The organism is Marinomonas profundi, assembly GCF_020694005.1.
Lineage (GTDB): Bacteria > Pseudomonadota > Gammaproteobacteria > Pseudomonadales > Marinomonadaceae > Marinomonas > Marinomonas profundi.
In genome coordinates, this window is record NZ_CP073013.1 from 3630665 (window position 1) to 3648059 (window position 17395).

16 protein-coding genes and 1 other RNA gene are annotated in these 17395 nt (G+C 47.2%); 13 read left to right on the forward strand and 4 right to left on the reverse strand.

All coding sequences use genetic code 11. The features are described 5' to 3' along the window. Positions 1–103 precede the first annotated feature (103 nt). The 6 genes from J8N69_RS16955 (at position 104) to J8N69_RS17215 (ending at position 5119) form a co-directional block, all read left to right on the forward strand. On the forward strand, positions 104–1567 hold the full coding sequence (locus J8N69_RS16955; RefSeq protein WP_211084802.1) for an aldehyde dehydrogenase family protein: 1464 nt from the start codon (positions 104–106) through the stop codon (positions 1565–1567). A 49-nt stretch (positions 1568–1616) separates the two neighbouring features. Next, positions 1617–3062 (forward strand): aldehyde dehydrogenase, encoded by a 1446-nt coding sequence (locus J8N69_RS16960; protein ID WP_168822191.1) that lies wholly within the window; start codon positions 1617–1619, stop codon positions 3060–3062. A 241-nt stretch (positions 3063–3303) separates the two neighbouring features. Continuing rightward, complete coding sequence (locus J8N69_RS16965; RefSeq protein WP_168822190.1) at positions 3304–3834, forward strand: helix-turn-helix domain-containing protein; 531 nt, start codon at positions 3304–3306, stop codon at positions 3832–3834. Then, positions 3831–4553, forward strand: a complete 723-nt coding sequence (locus tag J8N69_RS16970) for an AzlC family ABC transporter permease (RefSeq protein WP_168822189.1) — start codon at positions 3831–3833, stop codon at positions 4551–4553. Before J8N69_RS16965 ends, J8N69_RS16970 begins: the two co-directional genes overlap by 4 nt. A gap of 1 nt (position 4554) precedes the next feature. Beyond that, a complete protein-coding gene (locus tag J8N69_RS16975) occupies positions 4555–4890 on the forward strand; it encodes an AzlD domain-containing protein (RefSeq protein ID WP_168822188.1) in 336 nt (111 codons plus the stop codon). A 121-nt stretch (positions 4891–5011) separates the two neighbouring features. Further along, complete coding sequence (locus J8N69_RS17215; protein WP_168822420.1) at positions 5012–5119, forward strand: helix-turn-helix transcriptional regulator; 108 nt, start codon at positions 5012–5014, stop codon at positions 5117–5119. A gap of 51 nt (positions 5120–5170) precedes the next feature. Here the strand turns inward: J8N69_RS17215 and J8N69_RS16985 are convergent, their stop codons facing one another. Continuing rightward, positions 5171–5602, reverse strand: coding sequence for an Lrp/AsnC family transcriptional regulator (locus J8N69_RS16985; protein WP_168822187.1), 432 nt, complete (start codon positions 5600–5602; stop codon positions 5171–5173). 248 nt (positions 5603–5850) lie between these two features. On the opposite strand from J8N69_RS16985, the gene ctlX reads away from it, so the two are divergent. After that, positions 5851–6768: a citrulline utilization hydrolase CtlX gene (gene ctlX, locus J8N69_RS16990; protein ID WP_168822186.1), complete on the forward strand. Its 918-nt coding sequence runs from the start codon at positions 5851–5853 to the stop codon at positions 6766–6768. A gap of 196 nt (positions 6769–6964) precedes the next feature. Here the strand turns inward: ctlX and ffs are convergent. Then, an RNA gene (gene ffs, locus J8N69_RS16995) (signal recognition particle sRNA small type) lies at positions 6965–7061 on the reverse strand. Positions 7062–7275: 214 nt separating this feature from the next. Between ffs and J8N69_RS17000 the strand changes: the two genes are divergently transcribed. The 5 genes from J8N69_RS17000 (at position 7276) to J8N69_RS17020 (ending at position 12321) form a co-directional block, all read left to right on the forward strand. After that, positions 7276–8166 (forward strand): 6-carboxytetrahydropterin synthase, encoded by an 891-nt coding sequence (locus J8N69_RS17000; protein ID WP_168822185.1) that lies wholly within the window; start codon positions 7276–7278, stop codon positions 8164–8166. Continuing rightward, positions 8163–8576, forward strand: a complete 414-nt coding sequence (gene hisI / locus J8N69_RS17005; protein WP_168822184.1) for a phosphoribosyl-AMP cyclohydrolase — start codon at positions 8163–8165, stop codon at positions 8574–8576. Before J8N69_RS17000 ends, hisI begins: the two co-directional genes overlap by 4 nt. Positions 8577–8892: 316 nt before the next feature. After that, entirely contained in the window at positions 8893–10560 is a 1668-nt protein-coding gene (locus J8N69_RS17010) for a methyl-accepting chemotaxis protein (protein ID WP_168822183.1), read from the forward strand. 83 nt (positions 10561–10643) lie between these two features. Then, entirely contained in the window at positions 10644–11429 is a 786-nt protein-coding gene (locus tag J8N69_RS17015; protein WP_168822182.1) for a class II glutamine amidotransferase, read from the forward strand. Between the two features lie 133 nt (positions 11430–11562). After that, positions 11563–12321, forward strand: coding sequence for an SDR family NAD(P)-dependent oxidoreductase (locus tag J8N69_RS17020; RefSeq protein ID WP_168822181.1), 759 nt, complete (start codon positions 11563–11565; stop codon positions 12319–12321). A 109-nt stretch (positions 12322–12430) separates the two neighbouring features. Here J8N69_RS17020 and J8N69_RS17025 read toward each other — a convergent pair whose 3' ends face one another. Both J8N69_RS17025 and J8N69_RS17030 read right to left on the reverse strand, forming a co-directional pair. After that, complete coding sequence (locus J8N69_RS17025) at positions 12431–14752, reverse strand: ATP-dependent helicase (RefSeq protein ID WP_211084801.1); 2322 nt, start codon at positions 14750–14752, stop codon at positions 12431–12433. A 25-nt stretch (positions 14753–14777) separates the two neighbouring features. Continuing rightward, positions 14778–15920, reverse strand: coding sequence for a succinylglutamate desuccinylase/aspartoacylase family protein (locus J8N69_RS17030; RefSeq protein ID WP_168822180.1), 1143 nt, complete (start codon positions 15918–15920; stop codon positions 14778–14780). 243 nt (positions 15921–16163) lie between these two features. Here J8N69_RS17030 and J8N69_RS17035 point away from each other — a divergent pair, with 243 nt between their 5' ends. Beyond that, positions 16164–17375: an ABC transporter substrate-binding protein gene (locus J8N69_RS17035; RefSeq protein ID WP_168822179.1), complete on the forward strand. Its 1212-nt coding sequence runs from the start codon at positions 16164–16166 to the stop codon at positions 17373–17375. Positions 17376–17395: the final 20 nt, after the last annotated feature.

A 17395-nucleotide genomic window follows, 5' to 3' on the forward strand; every position in this document is an offset into this window, starting at 1 on the left:
AGAATAAGACAGAAATTGACATTTTTATAGTAAAAATACCTGTTAGTCTCTTATACATTACTCATCGACCTAAAAATTTAATAATAACGGCAAGGGTGAAAAATTGAGCATTGAGTGTGAAAAGTTAGACCTGAGCATCATTCCTGAAGTGAATTTATTCATCAATGGACGCTCTACTCCAGCCGCCGCAGGAGGCTATTTTGAGCGCCTAGACCCTAGTACGGATCTGGTCGCTTCTCGTGCCGCCTGTGGCCGACGCGAAGATGCTGAACACATGGCCTCTGTCGCCGCCGCCAATTTTTCTAGCTGGTCATCCATCGACGCTAGCGAACGTGCAAAAATCCTGCGGCGCGCAAAAGACATCCTGCCAAAATACCGAGATCGCTTTGCTCAGCTGATGTTAAGCGAAATTGGCGCGCTCAACGAATGGGTCGATTTCAATATTAAAATCGCGGCGGACGCCATTGAAGCGGCGGTCGAATTAGCACTCAGATACGCCCAAAACCCTGACATTAATACCGCGCAAAAATCTTATACTGTGCGCCAACCCGTGGGCGTTTGCCTTGCTATTGCACCATGGAATGCGCCCATCGTTTTAGCCATGCGCGCGGTCGTGTTTCCCTTGGCATTTGGCAACTGTGTCATTTTAAAAGCCTCCGAATTATCCCCTGCAACACACTCACTGATTGCCGATGTGCTGCACGACGCGGGGGTACCCAATGGCGTACTGGGCGTCATGACCAACGCGCCAGAACATTCAGAAGAAGTCATTAGCAGCCTGATCGCCCACCCATCGGTGCGACGAGTAAATTTTACGGGCTCAACACGCATCGGAAGAATCATTGCTGGCATTGCCGCCCAGCACCTAAAGCGCTGCCTGTTAGAACTGGGCGGAAAATCGCCTTTTATTGTTTTAAAAGACGCCAATCTTCAACTAGCGGCACAAGCCGCTGTTTATGGCGCATTTTTAAATCAAGGCCAAATTTGCATGGCGACGGATCGAATCATTGTTGAACAACCCATTGCCGAAGCATTCATTGGTATTCTTAAAGGCATGGTCGACAATTTGATTGCCGCTGACCCGCGTCGCGATGGCGTCAAACTGGGCCCTGTCGCCAGCCCTTCCATCGCCTCTCGCTTATCCGCTCTGATTGAAGACGCGTTAGACAAAGGTGCCACACTGGTCACTGGCGCGACGCGCCGAGGCCAATTTATTGATGCCACCTTATTGGATAACATCACCCCAATGATGCGCATCTACTCCGAAGAATGCTTTGGCCCAATCGCTGGCATTTATCGCGTAGGGTCAGCCGAAGAAGCGATTACGGTCGCCAACAATTGTGAATACGGTTTGGCTGCCGCCATTTTCACGCAAGATTTAACATTGGCTAAAGACATGGCAAACCGCCTCGATTCAGGGGTCTGTCATATCAATTCAGCTACCGTAAAAGACGACCCCGCCATGCCTTTTGGCGGCCTTAAATCCAGTGGCTATGGTCGTTTCGGCGGCGATGCCTGTGTTGATGAATTTACCGAAGTGCGTTGGATTACACTTGAAAACCCTTGAAAAACCCTTGGAAAATAAAATATAGACTAATAATAAGAGGACAATCACTATGACCGTTTTACTAAGCATTGGCGGACACGATCAAAACGCCAGCAACCACAAAAACTACTCTCGTATAGACCCCGTCACTGGAGAAGTGGCATCCGTATCGGCTGCGGCCACGCTAGACGATGTGACGTCCGCTGCCAAGGCGGCCCAAAGTGCGTTTCCGGCTTGGGCACAAACAGGCCCTACTGAGCGCCGTAATTTATTGAACAAAGCCGCCGATATCATGGAAGCCAAGCAAGAGGATTTCATCGCAGCAATGATTGCTGAAACCGGTGCGACGGGCCCTTGGGCCGGTTTTAACGTCATGCTAGCCGCTGGACACATTCGAGAAGCTGCCGCTTTGACGACGCAAATTGCGGGAGAAGTGATCCCGTCAAACAAACCTGGCACCTTGGCCATGTCGATCAACAAGCCTAAAGGCGTCTGTCTCGCTATCGCCCCTTGGAATGCGCCGATTATTTTAGGCGCTCGTGCGATTGCAACACCGCTTGCTTGTGGCAATACCGTGATCCTAAAAAGCTCCGAGTTCTGCCCATTAACTCATCGCTTGATCATTGATTGTTTCCTTGAGGCTGGCTTTCCAGCCGGTGTGGTCAATCTTATTTCCAATGACCCAAGTGATGCGCCAGACATCGTAAAAGCCTTAATTGAAGCCCCCGAAGTTCGTCATGTGAACTTCACGGGATCAAGCCCTGTCGGTCGTATCATAGGGCGCATCGCCGGTGAAAATTTAAAACCCGCTTTACTCGAGTTGGGTGGTAAAGCACCGCTCGTGATCTTGTCTGATGCTGACATTGATGGCGCCGTCAACGCCGCGATCTTTGGGGCGTTCATGAACCAAGGGCAAATTTGCATGTCCACCGAACGCGTGATTGTCGATGCCAGCATTGCCGATGAATTTGTTGAGAAAATGGTCGCCAAAGCGTCTACGCTGCCTTGGGGAAATCCTCGTGATGCTGTCGTTTTAGGCGCATTAGTCAACCCACAAGTGTCAGAAAAAATGCACGATCTGATCAAGGACGCCGTCAGCAAAGGCGCAACATTAGCCTGTGGTGGTGACAGTAATGGCGCGCTCTTTTCAGCGACGCTATTAGATGGCGTGACCAGCGATATGCGCATTTACAAGGAAGAAAGCTTTGGCCCAGTAAAGTCGATTATTCGTGTTAATGGTGATGAAGAAGCCATTCGCGTTGCCAATGACAGTGAATATGGCTTGTCTGCCGCGGTATTTTCGCAAGACATTAACCGCGCCCTCACCTGTGCCAATGCCATAAAAAGCGGTATCTGCCATATTAATGGACCAACCCTAGCCGATGAGCCGCACATGCCCTTTGGTGGTGTTGGCGATTCTGGTTATGGACGCTTCGGAGGCAAAGCCGGCATCGCCGAGTTTACTGACTTACGTTGGATCACCATAGAAGATCCAAACCAACACTATCCGTTTTAATTCTCTCTGTTTTAATACGAGCTGTTTTAGTGCTATCCATTTTGGCCCTAAAACAGCAGAGTCGCTTTAACAGCACGCCTACGGTACAAAACTGAAAAAATGAAAAGCCATCAGATTCACTCTGATGGCTTTTTTTGTCCTATCCAGCATAAAAATGACTGTACAAATCTAACATTTAGTTGTTCTATATATGGAACGTTCTTTAAATAGAACACTTTTATGGAACACGTTAAGACCCAATATGAACAAACTGATTCTCAATACTTTGGGGCGTAATCTGCAAAACTTACGCTTGGCAAAAGGCTTGTCGCTTTCGCAACTTGCTCAAAATGCAGGCATTGCCAAATCCAACTTGTCTCGAATTGAACAAGGCGACGGCAACCCAACACTGGAAACTATTTGGCGCCTTGCTATGCAGTTGAAAGTGCCTTTTGGGGATCTAGTGGCCAGCATTCAATCTCCGCTTGGCGAAAACGGTGTGCAAGTAAAACTGATTGACCAAGGCAATGATAATCCACGAGTCGATGTCTATTGGATGTCTTGCGCGCCCCACACAATCAAACGATCAGACGCGCATTTTACTGGCACCACAGAATCCATCACACTAATCAGCGGAGCCATACAAGCCGGTGAAAATGACAATCTACACGATTTAGCCCTAGGCGCTTCTTTAACGTTTTCAGCCGACAAACCCCACAGCTATCGAACTGGAGACTTGTGGGCGACGTTAATCATGATCATCACTTACCCAAAACAGGAGACGCCAACATGAGCACAGCCGTTCAACCTCTCACTCGCACCGCTTGGGTACAAGGAGTAAAAGACGCCACCCCACTGTTAGGTGGCTATATTCCCGTTGCCATCTCATTTGGTTTGATTTCAATTCAATCGGGATTCAGCGTATTAGAGACCATTTTAATTTCCATCTTTATCTATGCTGGGGCGTCCCAGTTTCTATTTGTCGCCATGGTCGCGTCTGGTGCGCCACTATGGCTGGTCGTGGTAATGACGCTATTAATCAATGCGCGTCATTTGGTGTATGGCCCGAACTTAGCGCCATATCTTAATAAAGACCGCAGATGGATCGCTCTTATGCACGGTTTAACCGACCAAATTTTTGCGCTTGCCCACGTTCGCCTGCCTCAACTTCCGAACGAAGCCCGTATAGGATGGTATACAGGCGCAGCGATATTGGCATGGTTCAGTTGGATTGGCGGCACGGCGCTGGGCGCCATCGCAGGTGGAGAGTTAACCCAACGCTGGCCGATGATCAACGACATTTTGCCATTCGCCTTACCCGCGCTTTTTTTGGTGCTCATTATTCCCAAATGCAACAACCCTTTATGGGCCCTCACCATTGGGGCATCAACACTCATTGCGTTGATATTAAAAGTATTAGGTTATCCGAATGTCGCCATTCCGTTAGCGGCGTTTTGTGGCGCCATAGTGTTCTACGCTTTAAAAAATCAACCCTCTATCAAAGGTCAATGAGATGGATTATTCAATGTGGATCGCATTATTCAGTATTGCCGTGGGCACCTATTTGATCCGCCTTCTGCCGTATCTTTGGATGAAACAAAAACTCACCAAGAGCCAACGAGAAGATTCTATCGCCACCATGCCAACTTGGTTGACCGTGCTCGGCCCCACCATGATCGCCGCCATGTTTGGCACCTCACTGGTTCCCGCCAACCTAGACACCTTGTCTTGGATTGCCACCCTAATAGGCACACTCACAACATTTTTAGTATGGACTCAAACACGATCCATGGGCTGGCCAATACTGTGTGGCGTGATCGCATTCGGCATAATAAAATTGTGTTTTTAAACGAACAACCTATCAAACTGATAGGGACTGGGGTCAATAATAGGTTCAGCATTTGACATCAAGTCTGCTGTCAATTGCCTAACAGCCATTAACATAACTCTTCAAGGTCACCGCAAAATCGATTAGTAATGACCTTGGGCTGTCAGAGTCGACCATCATTACCTACAAGAAAAGAGCCTTTAAAAAGCTGAATATCTGTCAGAAAACCGAATTAGTCCGGTTTATTTGAGCCGTTTTATGACCAAGCCTGTCACCCGATAGATTCGCTAAAGTGAGGAGATTACAAACTGGACAGAAGCACACTGGTTTCACTGTTTATTATTCCACTCACTTCACGTACCTGACGAAGTACGCCATCAAACTCATTCAAATTTGCAGTATGAATTTCCGCCACCAGATCCCAGGCGCCATTCGTTGTGTGTAGCTTTACCAATTCCGGTATTCCTTGCAATTTTTTTATGACTTGAGAGGTCGATTGCCCAGTAACCTCAATCATCATCATGGCTTTAACCGTTTCTCTTTCTAGCTCTTCGTGAACACGAATAGTAAAGCCAAGAATGGCCCCACTTGAAACGAGCCTATCCAGACGATTCTGCACTGTCGCCCTAGAGACTTTGAGACAAGTGGCAAGGTAAGAGATTGTCGCACGCCCATCTCGCCTTAATTCGGAAATTAGCGCACTGTCTAATGAATCGTAGATATAAGGTTTCATATTCTCAACTGCCCAGTGATCAAATTGCTAACTTTAGCTTATCAAAGTGACAAAAAATACAAACAAAGTTATGCTTTAATGACATTTTAACTATCAACCCACCTCTTTATGATATTTCGCACCGTTCAATAACTGAGCTCAGGAGTGGAATATGCCCAATTTTATTGTCTCACCTAAACAAAACGCGGCAAAAAACGAAATACCAGTGCACCCATCTGTCGCAGATTCAGCGGCTAGAGGAGCTTAGCATGGCGTCAACCATTGCCTTACAACAAGCACCTAATACCGTGGTGATGGTACGTCCACACCATTTTAAATCTAACCCTCAAACCATGGCTGACAACAAATTTCAAACATTGGCGAATAACGATAATGCAAAATATAACGCATACAACGAAGTAACGGCAGCGGTAAACACCCTTCGCAGCCACGGAGTGTGCGTGCAATTATTTGAAGACTTGTTGGGAAATACGCCAGACTCGGTTTTCCCCAACAATTGGTTTACGACTCATCATAATGGCATGCTGATTAAATACCCCATGCTCGCCGAAAATCGTCGCTTAGAGTATCGCCAAGATATTATTGACGCGATAAGCGACCGTTACTCGGTGACAGAACACGTTGACCTACGACACTATGCAGAACAAGAGCTTTTTTTAGAAGGCACAGGCTCTATCGTATTTGATCACCCCAATCGTCTTGCTTATGCCTGTCAATCTAGGCGTACTGATACCCGCCTACTGCAACGGGTCTGTCAATATTTGCACTATCAACCGGTAGTATTTGACGCTTTCGATAACGCGGGCGTTCCCGTGTACCACACCAATGTTTTAATGTGTGTGGGGACAAGGTTTGTCATGATAAGTATGGACATGGTTGCCGAAGCCGATCGTGACCGGCTGCTTCAATATTTCAACCTTAATCGACAACAGCTTATTTGGCTGACAGAAAAGCAGATCCAACGTTTTTGCGGAAACGCTATTGAACTACAAGGGACAGAAGGGGCTTTATTAGCGCTATCTCAAACCGCTTACAATGCGCTGACCCAACAACAAAAGCTCAAGTTGGAAAAATTTGTAAAATTGGTACCTTTGTCTATTCCTACCATCGAATCAGCAGGTGGATCCGTTCGCTGTATGATTGCAGGCGTTCATTACCCGGAGTAAATATTTAGTCCTTGAATTCAGGGCTAAGACAACCTAACAAGCGAATATTTAAAGCATAAAATGAGCTATTTATAATGACGATAACGTAGGGCACGTCAATGATTATCAAAGCGTTAATTGGCAAAAAACACCAAAATTCGATTGAGAAAATAATTTGGAAAGAAATCTAAGGTTTTCGGGGGAATTAAGGTGGCATCTCTACCAGCCGCACCTCGGCACACAAGTCCACCGCTGTGGCTGCTTCCTTCCGGACCTGACCAGATTAACGGTTTATCGTTGCGAGGGGACCAGCAGAGACACCATAAAGGAGGCTTGTTGACCTTGGGGCGCAATTATACGCAGCCAAATCGAAATATCAACCGCCTTTCTTATGTATTTTCAAATACTTAAATCTTTTTGAACCTGCACTGCTCCAGTCTACTCTTTTTGCCGTTTGCGATATCAATCTATAACGGCTCTTCTATTTACGGTAAGATACGCCCCATTCAGAATCATAGGAGTGGTGAGTTGAAGCTATTTGTAAAAAACCTAACCCACGTGGATTTTTCCTATTTTGATGCCGAGCGTGGTTTGTTGGGTGAAAGCTGGCAGACGGACATCGTGCTGACGGGGAAATTAAACGATGAAAGCATGATTTGTGATTTCAGTATTGTCAAAAAACAAATCAAGAAATGGCTTGATGACAACATTGATCACATGCTGGCGATTCCTGCTGAGCACAGCGGCTCCACACTCACGCCATTAGAAAATGATCGTGTTTCTTTTCATTTCGACCATAGCCACGTAAGCAGTAGAGCGGCGGCGGCCGACAAGCGCGTATTTCAATGCGATGCGCCGACGCAAGCTATTTGCGTGTTGCCAATGGTAAAAATCACACCAGAAGCGGTCGCGAAATGGGTTGAGTCACAGATTCTCAATTTGCTTCCGGCGGAGCTAGAAGCCGTCAGTGTGCATTTTTCGCCCGAGGTAATCACTGGCGCGCAATATCAATACAGCCATGGTCTAAAAAAGCACGCGGGCAATTGCCAGCGCATCGCTCACGGTCATCGCTCTACCATTGAAATTTATGCCGATGGCGCACGTAATGCAGCAATGGAACACAATTGGGCCAAGCGCTGGCAAGACATTTATCTAGGTACACAAGAAGACCTACAGAGTGAAACAACCGAAAATGGGGTGAACTATCACTGTTTCAGCTATACCAGCCAGCAAGGTTTGTTTGAGCTAAAAATAGCCAGCGACCAAGTTTATATGCTGGATTGTGATACCACAGTCGAGTCCCTTTCTGCTCATATTGCTGAAGTGTTGGTGGCAGAAAACCCGGGGACACACATCGAAGCTCACGGTTTTGAAGGCATAGGCAAAGGCGCAATTTCAGAGAAAAAGGCAGTAAAATGAGCTTAAAAGCATACGAAAACCTCGCCAAAGGCGAAACGCTATCCCTAGACACGGTATTGGCGAACCTGAAAACCGACGAGCACGGCTTGGTTGCCGCCATCGCACAGCAGCACGACACCGGCGAAGTATTAATGTTGGCGTACATGAATGAAAAATCGATTCGTGAAACCCTAGAAACGGGCCAAGTCTGTTATTGGTCACGCTCTCGTCAAACCTACTGGCGCAAAGGCGAAAGCTCAGGCCATCGCCAAACCCTAGTCTCCATGTCATTTGACTGTGACGGTGACGCGATTCTACTTCAAGTGAATCAACAAGGCCCTGCTTGCCATACTAATCGACGCGACTGCTTCTTCTTTACCGTTGATGGAAATAGCGTGGTTATTCGCTCTGCGCCACTAGAAAATCAATAGTCCGCTAAAAAACGCACAATAATGAGGCATTTTGGTAAAATACCACTATGCTTCTCCCCTCTTTTCGCGTTACCTTACTCCCTATTCAGTTTTTCTTGCACATTTCAACACAAATGAAGCAAGCCATTCTGAAGCCTAAATTACAGCGTTTATGACACGCTCTCAAAGTAAGTGATTATTTAGCCACACTTTACAAGCATAAAGTCCAGGTTAGACAAGCATGTCTGCGTTTTTACGCCATTGTGCAAACCCTGATTGGCATAAGTATTGCTGCACAAGAGAGCTCGATCAACACGATTAACTCATTGGATTAAATATGTTAAGTCTGTCCGTACGCACCAAAATACTCTCCCTCATTGCCCTATTTTCATTGGCTATTGTTGGCATTAGCGTCAGCTCTGCCTTATCCAGTAAATCGGTTTCGGCCGAATTACAAAATCTTTCCTCACAAAGTTTACAGTTAATCAAAAATCTAGAAAAAAGCCGCCAGCTTTTATTGCAACAATCCGTTGAGTTTGAGCGTGGCTTTTTCCAAGTATCGATTGCTAAATCCATTGGCGGTTATGGCACAGAGCAAATTGCTGAATCAGCAACCAAGTTCAAAACCTACACGGGTGAACTGCTCGATAGCATAGAGAATGTTAAAAGCATTCTTGCCACCATGCCAGTCAATGAAGGCTTAAATGATTTGCTCGCACAAATCCAAGCACTGGAAGAACAGCAAGCTATTTTTCTTGCCGCCAGCACCGAAACCTACAGCTGGTGGGTGAAACTAAACACCATGAAAGCCAACAAATCTCGCCGTGCCGCCGACGACAGCCTGATTATGGTCAACACTCAAATGGAAGACATTATTACCGCCATCAACCACTATAATAATGCCGTTGCCGACAGCCAGAGTAATAAATTAGATCAAACGATTTACGCCAGCGCGGCACTCGCCGCCGTACTGATTGTGGCTGGCGTTGTGATCAGCATCATTATTGTAAACGGCATTTGCAGGCCTTTAATTAAAGCGGTTCGACGCGCAGAAGACATTGCCGCTGGCGAATTGGTGGAGTCGAATGTTCCCAGCACACGCAACGATGAAATAGGCCTACTCGAAACAGCAATGGACAAATTAGTCATACAACTGCGCAGTATTTTGCACGATGTGGCCGAGTCCAGCACCATGTTGACCCATGCCGCCAACGACCTTAATCGCATTACCGATGAGTCGTCCGAAATGGTAGACCGTCAACAAGAAGAAACACACTTTATCTCTCAGGCAATACAGGAAATTCAAGCCACCGCGGTGCATGTTTCCGAATCCACCACCGATGCAAGCCAAGCGGCACACAGTGCTGAAATGGCCGCCAATGAAGGCTCTATCATTGTCGCCAAGACCATCCAAAGTATAGAAGAGTTGGCGGCAGAAATTTCCACCTCAGCCACCACCATTAATGAATTGCAAGCCAATACCAAAGAGATCAGCAGCATTCTTAATGTCATTCTAGGCATCGCCGAACAAACCAACTTATTGGCATTAAACGCCGCCATTGAAGCCGCCCGTGCCGGTGAACAAGGCCGAGGCTTTGCCGTGGTTGCCGATGAAGTCCGCCATTTGGCACTGAACACTCAAAACGCCACTCAACAGATAGAAAAAATGATTATACTGCTGCAAAACGGCACCGCATCGGCCGTAACCGCCATGACGTCCAGCCACCAGCGCTCTACCGACGCAGTAAATCAAGTCAAACACGAAGAAGAGTCTCTTCGAAATATCAACCAATCTGTGTCTAAGATCCGCGATATGAATGACCGAATCTCCGCCACAGCAGAAGAGCAAGCGTCCGTAACGGCAGAAGTGAACCGCAATGTTGCCAACATCACAGACATCTCCTCACAAACAACCAAATCCATCCACTCAATCAGTCACTCAGCCGAAAAACTGGCGTCATTAGCGACACAATTATCCGCTAAAATCAGCTATTTCAAAGTATAGATCTACTGGAAAAGAGAGGATTAGATTACCATGAGTGGAGCAACCTAGTTGCTCCACTCTGCTTTCATTGCTAGGAGAAAATCATGTGTCGTTGGATGGCCTATCAAGGTGACCCCGTTTACCTTGAGTCATTACTTTTTGAGCAAGAACACTCCTTAATTCATCAAAGTCTCAGCGCCCGAAAATCGGAAGTGACCGTCAACGCCGATGGTTTTGGCTTAGGTTGGTACGATGAACGTGAAGAGCCCGGTCTTTATCATGAAGTCCTGCCTGCTTGGAGTGACAGCAACTTAAAAAGTCTGGCGAAACATATAAAGAGCGGCTTATTTTTTGCTCACGTTCGCGCCTCTACAGGTACCGCAACCAACCGTTCGAACTGCCACCCATTCAGTTACAAAAACTGGCTGTTCATGCACAACGGCCAGATTGGCGGCTATGAATTTTTGCGCTGGCAGCTGGATCGTTTGATTCCCGAACATCTTTATAACCATCGCCATGGCGCGACAGACTCGGAAGTGATTTTCTTATTGATGATTGCGAACGGTTTAGAGAAAAATCCAGAGTCGGCAATTGAAATAACCCTAGCGCAAATTCTCGACATGATGAAACAGAAGAATATAAAAGACCCGTTGCGTTTCACCGCTGTTTTGTCTAACGGAGAAGACATCATTGCCGTACGCTTCTCCAGTGATAACCATGCGCCCAGCTTATATTGCAAAAAGTTTGAACAGCACATTGTGATTGGTTCTGAGCCGCTTGATCATTGTGGAGACAGCTGGACACAAGTGCCTGCTGGCCACATAGCTCATATTAAAAACAACGCCTATCAAATCAAAGCACTTCCTGAATTACTTAAAATGACCGCCTAACGGTCACTTTTAACACTGTCTCAGCTTTTATTTTTCCGAGTAAAATCCGCATTTCACTTGATGTCGATCAAGTGCTTTCTTAGAACAGCTGCTAGGCTGATGAAGGGTTTTACACCATCATAAGGAGCTGAAAATGATCAACTATCAACTAAATAATAAAAAGGCCATGGTGACAGGCGGCGCATCTGGGATTGGTTTAGCTTGTGCTGAATTAATGGCTTTTTCTGGTGCAGATATTGCTCTTTGGGATTTACACGACGAAGCGTTGGAAAAAGCCAAGCAATCACTCAGCAAATACGCCGTAAAATGCATCACGATTAAAGTCGATGTCGGTAACCCTGAGGCCGTCAAAGCAGCTATGGATGAAACCGTTAAACAGCTTGGCGGTTTAGACATTGCCGTTAACAACGCCGGTATTGGCGGGCCCTCTTGCAAATCCGGTGACTACACCACGGCAGATTGGCTTAACGTGATTAATGTGAACCTCAATGGTGTTTTTTACTGTCAACGCGAAGCCATAGCGGCAATGCGTAAAAATGCTTCTGGCAGTATTGTTAATATGGCGTCGATTCTTGGTCAGGTAGCATTCGAAGGCTCACCCGCCTATGTCAGTGCAAAGCATGGTGTCGTTGGTATGTCCAAAACCGCTGCGATTGAGCACGCTGAAGAAGGCATTCGCATTAACTCAGTAGGACCCGGTTTCATTCATACACCTTTGGTGGATGATCATTTAAGCGCTGATGTGCTGGCCATACTCGCCGAAAAACACGCCATGAAACGACTCGGCAAACCAGAAGAAGTCGCTCATCTTGTTGCTTGGTTAGCCAGCGATGCAGCGTCTTTCGTGACGGCGTCTTATTACCCGGTCGACGGGGGTTATCTCGCTTATTAGTTAAACATCATTCGGTTTATGCCTCACGGCTGGCGGTGCATTTCACTCGTTAGCGAGCCGTGGGGCCGTTTGGATCAAGCAATCAATCGTATGCTCATTGAAGTGATCTTTAGGCCCTAGAAGACAGTTTAATAAGTTGTGTGTGCTTGGGATTAAAGCGTTTTAGACCCACTTCGCCAAAATCCACAAAAATCATTTGTTTGGCGTCTCGCTCTTGCCGTACGACGACACCCTGACCAAACTGATCATGGCGAACTTTGTCGCCGGGTTGTAAGAGGCTTTTGCCTTCCACTCGATGACGAAAGGTCAAAGACGGGGAAGGATCGACCGCGTTCAAATAACGCTGAAACACCAACGCTTTTTCGGTATCAATTGGCGTGCCTACATTGTTCTCATACCAGGCTTCGCAAATCCGGCTCACCGCATAGGGCTGAGCTTCAAACACAAAGCGCGACAAAGACAAGCTTTTCAATGCCGCTCGGGGAATATCCCCCTGCTTCATACGCTTATGTTCGTCGGCACTGGGTGTTTCTAACAGCACGAGTTTTTGTTTCGCGCGGGTAATCGCCACATAAAATAAACGCCGCTCAGACGCCAAATCGCTGGCGGCTTGCTTATCAATGGCGCTCAAATCCTCGTCATAATAAGGAAAGCGCCCTTCTTGTAAACCAGACAATAGCACCTGATCGAATTCCAAACCTTTCGACTTATGGATCGTCATCAGATGCACGCCGTGAACATCGTCCGTTTGCTTTTCATTCAAGCTCGCGAGTTGTTCTAGAATCGACTTTGCATCACCACCAACGCCACGCACATAAGCCATAAAGGCATCGCAAGTAGCGATTTTCTCTTGGGTCTGAATGTCTTTGCTGCTGGTACTTTCAAAGTAGCGATAAATGCCCAACTTCTCTAAAGTATGCGCCAAGCCTTGCGCCGGATCGGTGCGATACTGTTTATGACAAGAATCGGCTAAACTGCGCAACCAGTCAGCACGCTCATAGAGTTTTTTGGCGCGCCAACCGTCGGAGGCATCGGCCACAGATTCGATAATTTGCGGCAACAAATGCGGCGCTTGTTTGGCTTGTTGAATCAAGGTTTTGCGCTGCGCCATAGAAGCGCCAAGGCTCGGAACCGTCAGCAAGTATTCAATATCGTCAGCATGAAAAAAGCTATTTGGCGTTTCCAAACCACCCGCAATCACTGCAAGATACGCCATCAACATGCGAATCTGGCGATTTTCCAACAGTGGCGAATCGCCATGCAATTGATACGGCACACCTTTGTGCATCAAGGCCAATTGCACCGGCACCATATCACTGTACAAACGCACCAACACGGCTGTATCGCTTAACGCTCGCCCTTCATCGACCCAGGCTTTCAGCTCGCCTAACAAAGCCTTGCCGGTCTTCGGCGCGCGCGCAAAAGACACTCGTGTACGCTCGCCAGCGCCAATCACCAAGGCATCAGGGTCATTTTCACTGATCACGCTCGACGCCATTAATCCCACCGCATGACCAAAGCGAAAACTGGTGCTTAATGGATAAGTCGCCACATTGGCAAATTCTTGGTCAAACTGGCTCGCCATAATATCTGGACTGGCGCCGCGCCATTCGTAAATACATTGCTGCACATCGCCCACTATCATCCACTGACAAGGCGCTGGATACAGCAATTTTAGCAACTCATATTGGCACGGGTTGATGTCTTGAAATTCGTCAATTAACAGATAGCGGAAATCAGGCACCAAGCCACGTATTCTCTCGCGTTCAGGTTCGTCTAATTGACTGATTAATTGATAAGGGTCGCTGAGCAAATCCGCGAAAAAACGCACATTATTACGCTTACGTAATTTCTCTAATTCGTCATACAGGGCGGGGAAAAATTTGCGCTCGTTAGACCAACCCAAAGCTTCAAAAACAATCTGCGCTGATTGGTCAGATGCTTTGACCTGATCGACAAATAACAACACGTCTTCCAACCAATCTTTCTCGTCCAATAGGGCGATTTTCTCGCCACTTCGAACCAGACGCTGCAAGGCCTCACGCAACATCTTCACCAAGCTAAAATCATCGGTGACCAGCTTAGACGCAGACAACCAACCTTGCTGCTCTAAACGTCGACAAAACTTCATACCGAACGCATGGAAAGTCATCACACTAGGGGAACGAAAATGCCCAGCCGTCATCAGTCGCTTGCTCAAACGCTCGGAGAACTCTTCCTGGGCGCTTTTATTGAACATAAACACGCCAATCTGAGATGGATCCACACCCTGAGCCAATAAATGCTCAATACGAGAAATTAAGGTGGTGGTTTTACCCGCCCCCGCCACCGCGATGACTTTCGCGGGCGTCGTAAGGTCATGATGCACAACACGCGTTTGCTCATCGGTTAACGAGGTGATTACCTCAGTATTGGGCTGTACTTGTATCAAAATAATCTTGCCTAGTATTTAATTGCTAATCTTCAAACAGCTTGCCGATTTCACGAAACGCGAGATGTTCTTTACCCGCGATCTTAGCGATGGATTCGCCACACACTACCAAACGTCGCTGCACTCGGGCGAAAAACACGCCATTGGTACGTGCAATAAGAGGATAACTAGAAGTTTCCACATCATCGTCCATCAAGTTCACTACTTCACCAATCACCTCGCCCGCTTCCACGGCTTCGCCAATGGCTTTGTGATAACAGACAATGCCAGCGCACGGCGCTTTGACTAGATCCATCGCATCCAGCGGATAATATTCAACTTCACTGCCATCAATAACGGGCGCTTTGCCCGTTATCACTTCTCGCAGCACCAGATAGTCGAATAAGGCTTGCGCATCGTGCTCGGCAAACGCATTGGAAATATCATTTTCGCCGCGTAATTCTACCGTTAAAGAGCGGCTTCCCCAAGGAATCAAATGGGCGTAATGAGCTTTTAAATCACGCCATACGCTAACGTTGGTTTCATCAAACGAAGCCGCGCCCGTTTCCAATTCAGACAAAGCGACTTTCGCCCCTAACAGCGCCAATAATGGCTTAAAATGCTCTTCAAATTCTTGCGCCACATAGGCGTGCATACAGGCCTCACCAGAACAATGCAGGTCAATCACTTCATCCGCATCCATCGACAAAGCCAACAGGGTTTTCTTCATGCCTTGCAGCTCTGTGGTTTCAGGTAATAGACACAATTCTTCATGAATCGCTTGGCGAACCAGATCGATATTACGTTCAATATCTCCCGTCACATCGCCCTTGATGCGCTTTTCTACTTTCGCGCCCAACTGTGGCCAGTTACGGTTAAAATTGCCGCCGCCGTCAGAAAACGCAAAACGCCCAGGAATATAACCATGAAAATTTTGTGCTAGACCAATCGGGTTCGCCACGGGAACAATGACAATCTCACCTTGAATTAGTCCAGCGTCGTCGGCTTTTTTCAATTTTCTCAGCAAGGTGTTAAGCACCAAAAATCCCGGCCATTCATCAGCGTGCAAGCCGGCCTGAAAATACACTTTTGGACGTGCGCCCGCTTCGCCAAAATGATGGGCTTTTAAAATACGCTGGGTGCCCGGTGTCGCGCTCGGCAGTACATGAGAGTAAATTTGATAAGACATAACACCTCGCATAATCCAATAAACAGCCGTAAAAACACTCGCCCAATTTTTGCCAGCTCATGGTACGCTAAAACGCATTTTTAATAAAAACCAATTCCTTAAATAAAAGACTGTAAGAAATTTCTAATAATGTACGTCTAAAAATAACCCCACCCTAGCCCTCCCCTTGAAAAGACAATAAGGGGAGGGAAAATTGCACTAAGCTCTTCCCCCGATAAGGGGAAGACTAACAGGAGAAAAGGAATGAAAAAATCGTTAATCGCGGCGTCTATTGCTGCCACGTTCGCGCTGACTAGCTTAACCACGCTGGCCCATGAACATCAAAGCTGGCAAGACACCTTGAATCAGGCCAAGGGTCAAACCGTGTATTTCAACGCTTGGGGTGGTGCCGACAACATTAACGATTACATTCAATGGGCAGCAGACCGCATCAAAGAAGACTACGATGTGACCCTAAAACAGGTGAAACTGACCGACACGTCCGACGCAGTAAACCGTGTCTTGGCCGAAAAAGCCGCTGGCAAAAACACCAATGGTTCAATCGACCTTATCTGGTTGAATGGCGAAAACTTCCGCGCCATGAAAGACAATAACCTTTTATTTGGTCCATTTAGCCAGTCGCTACCAAACTACATGACTTACGTGGACGAGAATGCTCGCCAAAGCTTAACCCAAGACTTCGGCACGCCTGTCGATGGTATGGAATCCCCTTGGGGTATGGCGCAAGTCATCTTTATGCATGACACCGCCACCTTGAGCAGCCCCCCTAAATCCATCGCCGAATTACTCACTTACGCCAAAGCACACCCAGGACGAATCACTTACCCTGAGCCACCGCAGTTCCTTGGTTCAACCTTTTTGAAACAAGCCTTATACGAATTAACCCCTCATCGTAAAGCCCTGTCACAACCCGCAGACAGTGTGGATTTCGACAAGGTCACCGCGCCTTTGTGGGCTTACTTAGATCAACTGCACCCAGTCACGTGGCGCAGTGGTCAGACGTTTCCCTCCAGTTCAGAAGAAATGATGCGCTTGCTCGATGACCAAGAAATCGATGTCGCCTTGAGCTTCGATATTTCCGCCGCTTCTGTACAAATCGACAAAGGTAACTTGCCAGACACAGTACGCTCTTACGTCTTCACACACGGCACCATTGGCAATACGCATTTTTTAGCTATTCCCTATAACAGCGGCGCGACAGCGGGTGCGCAAGTCGTCGCGAACTTTATGTTGTCACCCGAGGCGCAAATCAAAAAACAAACGCCAACCATTTGGGGCGATTTAAGCGTTTTATCCTACGCAAAATTACCCGCCGCTGAGCAAGCTAAATTCGACGCCTTGCCACGCGGCATCGCCACCTTGAGTATTGAAGAGCTGGGTCAAACCTTACCAGAACCACACAGTAGCTGGGTGGGAGCGTTAGAGTCTGAGTGGCGTAAGCGTTACGCACAATAATTAGCTAAATAAGAAGCAAG